The following is a 3,532-nucleotide window of genomic DNA, read 5'->3' on the forward strand; positions in this document are numbered from 1 at the left end:
GCATCGAAAAACCCGTTTGCCTCCAAAGTGATGGCACCTATTCGCCTGATGCTGGTTTGGATGGAAGGGGTAAACCGCAAATTATCTGAATTGGAGCAAAGGGGGTAAGCATGGAAGTAATGCCGGTTCGCACCTCGACCAACAAGGTCGAAGGTATCAACCGTTGTGAGTGCGGAGCAATCCGCACCATTCACCGGGCAAGGGGCAAGCGCGCCAAGTTTCTATATTCCATCTGCGACGATTGCGGCACCAATCAGCAGACGGGCAAATACTGGCAGGACAAATTCAATATCCATTACCCCAGCGTGGAAGCCTTGCACCAAGCCGAGCAACCTGAAGAAAAAGAGGTGATAACCGTATCAGTACCGGAGCCAATCACCGAGCCAGAAACCAAAAACGAAACTGTGACGGCGTCACAACAAGAGCCCCAAGCGAACCCGAAACCACAGCAAACCGAGCCGGAAGGCGAAAAACCAGCCGGATTTTGGCGGTTTGTGCTTGGCGGGCTGGTACTTGGGGCACTAACTGGCGGTGTCGTCACCCGAATTTAAACCTATAGACAAGGAAAGCGAATGAATACCGAACAACAAGGCGAAATTCAAACCGAAACCCCACCTGTAGATATGGTCGAAAACCATAACGAGCAGGACGAACGGGCATTCATCAATAGTCTGGATGATGATTTTGACCCGGAATTAAGCCAAACCGAAGCCAAAGAGCAGGCACTTGAAACCGAAGCCGCCGCCGGGATTGTTTGTGTTGGCCTGATGACTATTGAACAGACCATGAAAACCATGCTGCACCCGCGTTTCAAGTTTGACCCGGAGCAGTGCGAAGCTGTTGCCACCAAAGTCGCACCGCTGATCGTCAAATACGGAGCGAACCCGCCGCCGTGGTTGGCCAAGTACATGGATGAAATCATGGCCGTGTTCGCCATCGGGATGTTGGGGCTATCAAGTTTCATGCAGGTGAAACAGCTCAAGGCCGAAGATATTGCCCAGCAGGCCAAAGAGCGCGAAACCACCAATCTCGATAATGCCGAGGTGGCCGCGTGAAACTACAACCTATCAACCAAAACAATGCGCTGAGTAATCATCATGTCTATGTGGTTGGTATGTCTGGCTGCGGGAAAACTTCCGCAGCCAAAAAGCTGTTTATCAAACCGACCGACCAAGTCGCCATTTTTGATCCGCTTGGGGATTATGAGGGCGAGCTGGCCGGGCGCAAGGTTCGCAGCTATGCCAAACTGAAAGACTTTGCCCAAGCCTTGATCGCCGGGCGCAAAACCAAACAGGGATTCAAGATTGCCTATGCGCCACAACACGAAACCACCGAATCCGATTTCGATAAATTCTGTATGGTCGTTTGGGGATGCGGTAACGGCAAACACCCCAAACCGCTAAAAGTGGTATGTGAGGAAGTGGCCGAGCATACCAGTACAGCCGGAAAGGCCACCGGGTATCACGGTAAAATATTGAGGCTAGGGCGCAAGTTCGGTTTGCACTGCATCAACATGTTTCAGCGTGGGCAGGAGGTATCGAAAACCATCATTGATAACTGCCAATTTGCTTGTGTAATGATGCAAAAGGCTGATGACAGTGCCCGTTACCTACAGAAAAAGACGGGGATCTCAGCTGAGGCTATCACCAAATTGAAAAAACTTGAGTACATATTGCAAGATGGGAAGGAGTGGTCTGAAGGGATAATTAGATGGTAGTAATTAATTTTATTTAGGCCCGTCATTATTGCGGGCCATATATATTATAGATTGATAGTTGTATTATTTTTGAAATGTTTCATGACCTTAAATTTTATTGAAGTATTATCGTAATCGATTACTTCAATTTTTGCCCCTTTATAATTTATTAAGTTAGATTTGCTCATGTCATATTCGACATCATTGGTAAAAGCCCCACGAGCTGTTCCGTTAGAGAATTCACGATACGAAATGTTAATTTTTTTACCAACAGAACCATTATAAATCAAGGTTTGTTGAAATGATTGACTATCGGTAACAGTACGATTTTCAACTTTAAACTTGCCATCATAACAAGAGGCAACCTGATATGTAGGCGTTGTAATGCAAACTTTCTTTTCGTTATTAATATGAATCGCGATTGGAGGATCCATTAGAGGAGAAAAACTTACACGAGCGCCATTGGTTGATATAGGCGAAAAATATGAATTACCTTGGTACTCACCAACTCGCGCATATGATCCCCTTGGAACATCATATCCGATACCATCAATGTTATTCGCAACAGTCAAATATTCCATCGTTGTTGCTTGCCCTTGGTTTAGCATGTAGTCGCCAACATAGACACTTACAACATCATCAATTGCTGGCTCTGAAAAGTAATCTACTTTTACGTCTGTCCCATAGTTTATTGTTGAACAGCCTGTTACTAAAACAGCCGATGATAGAGCAAGTAAAGATACTAATGTTTTTTTCAAAATTTAATTCCTAATGAATATGTAAGTAACGCATTATATATCGATAGTGTCGTATTTATGTTTTCTACTTTTTCAATTAATTGCATTTAGTCACATTTTTTGAATTATCGTAGCCTATAGGTTTAGCGGGCTTTTTTTCGTTTGCCTTGTAACCAAATCCCTTGGTTTGCTGTTGGGGTCTTTTAGTAAACCAACAGAGAGCAAACACTATGAGTGCAAAAACGAAAGGCTATGTGATCACGGGCGTCATTGCCTTGCTGGTTGCGGGTGCTGTGGTCTGGGCATCGAACAACGTTGATGCCGTTGAAGACGCAATCGGGTAAGGGGGCGACATGGAACTGATTCAAACCCCGTTCGCGCCGCGTCCGAAAGAACTTGATCCGGTAGAGGGTGTCGGTTGGGGCCAGCGCGCCTCGCTTCGCCTTGTTGCGGGTCCCACTTATCACAGCATCGAGCTGGTTACTGACATTACCGATCCAAGTGATATTGAGCGCGTCGAAGTATCGCTAAACGGTTCGGCCAAGTTCAACGTGTCGGGCGAAACGCTGGTCAAGCTGCAAGCCCACCGCAAGAACTACGCCCAGCCGGGTCGCTATGTGATCTCGTTTGGTGATGCCACGCTGCGTACCAAAATTGGTGTGCGCCAAACCGACCTTGTTACCTTGGGCGGTGAAATTTGGTTTGTGTATATCACCCTGAAATCCAAACCATCGGGCACCGCGATGCCGACCATTCGCGCCCGTGCCCATGTGCTGCCGTCACAGGCAACGCGCTATTACATGCCGCGTCTTTATGAGCTGACTTGGTTTGCCTCGGCGACAGGCCGCACGCCATTCGACTTTGCCGAGCGTAGCCCGGCACTCAACCTCAAGCGCATTCACTTCCTTGACGATTCCATTGGCCGCGTTCGTGTCCTGCGTGACAACTACGAAGAACTCAACGTCACCAAGACCGACAACGCCTTCGACTTGGCGCAATCCAAGAAAGAACAAAATGACGGTTGGTTCAGCCTCGACTTTATCCGCTATGGCTTTGGTGCTGACGGCATGTTGAACACTGCCGCCCGCAGCCAGTTGGC

5 protein-coding genes are annotated in these 3,532 nt (G+C 47.7%); 4 read left to right on the forward strand and 1 reads right to left on the reverse strand.

From position 1 onward, the window contains the following. Positions 1-110: 110 nt before the first annotated feature. Genes ABT56_RS22680 through ABT56_RS22690 form a run of 3 tightly spaced genes read left to right on the forward strand, consistent with a single transcriptional unit; the run spans position 111 to position 1,717 of the window. On the forward strand, positions 111-551 hold the full coding sequence (locus ABT56_RS22680; RefSeq protein ID WP_047881192.1) for a hypothetical protein: 441 nt from the start codon (positions 111-113) through the stop codon (positions 549-551). 21 nt (positions 552-572) lie between these two features. Beyond that, positions 573-1,055: a hypothetical protein gene (locus ABT56_RS22685; protein ID WP_047881193.1), complete on the forward strand. Its 483-nt coding sequence runs from the start codon at positions 573-575 to the stop codon at positions 1,053-1,055. A 59-nt stretch (positions 1,056-1,114) separates the two neighbouring features. Continuing rightward, on the forward strand, positions 1,115-1,717 hold the full coding sequence (locus ABT56_RS22690; protein WP_047881196.1) for an ATP-binding protein: 603 nt from the start codon (positions 1,115-1,117) through the stop codon (positions 1,715-1,717). A 44-nt stretch (positions 1,718-1,761) separates the two neighbouring features. On the opposite strand, the gene ABT56_RS22695 is transcribed toward ABT56_RS22690, so the two are convergent. Continuing rightward, positions 1,762-2,454 (reverse strand): hypothetical protein, encoded by a 693-nt coding sequence (locus ABT56_RS22695; RefSeq protein ID WP_047881194.1) that lies wholly within the window; start codon positions 2,452-2,454, stop codon positions 1,762-1,764. 332 nt (positions 2,455-2,786) lie between these two features. On the opposite strand from ABT56_RS22695, the gene ABT56_RS22700 reads away from it, so the two are divergent. Further along, positions 2,787-3,532, forward strand: a 746-nt coding sequence (locus tag ABT56_RS22700; RefSeq protein WP_047881195.1) for a major capsid protein P2, incomplete at its 3' end; no start/stop codon positions are given.

Source organism: Photobacterium aquae (assembly GCF_001029445.1).
In the GTDB taxonomy this organism is placed as follows: Bacteria; Pseudomonadota; Gammaproteobacteria; order Enterobacterales; family Vibrionaceae; genus Photobacterium; species Photobacterium aquae.

Bases quoted from the DNA above. Each gene is read 5' to 3' on its own strand.
- ABT56_RS22680 (WP_047881192.1), top strand. From the start codon at position 111: ATGGAAGTAATGCCGGTTCGCACCTCGACCAACAAGGTCGAAGGTATC.
- ABT56_RS22685 (WP_047881193.1), top strand. From the start codon at position 573: ATGAATACCGAACAACAAGGCGAAATTCAAACCGAAACCCCACCTGTA.
- ABT56_RS22690 (WP_047881196.1), top strand. From the start codon at position 1,115: ATGTCTGGCTGCGGGAAAACTTCCGCAGCCAAAAAGCTGTTTATCAAA.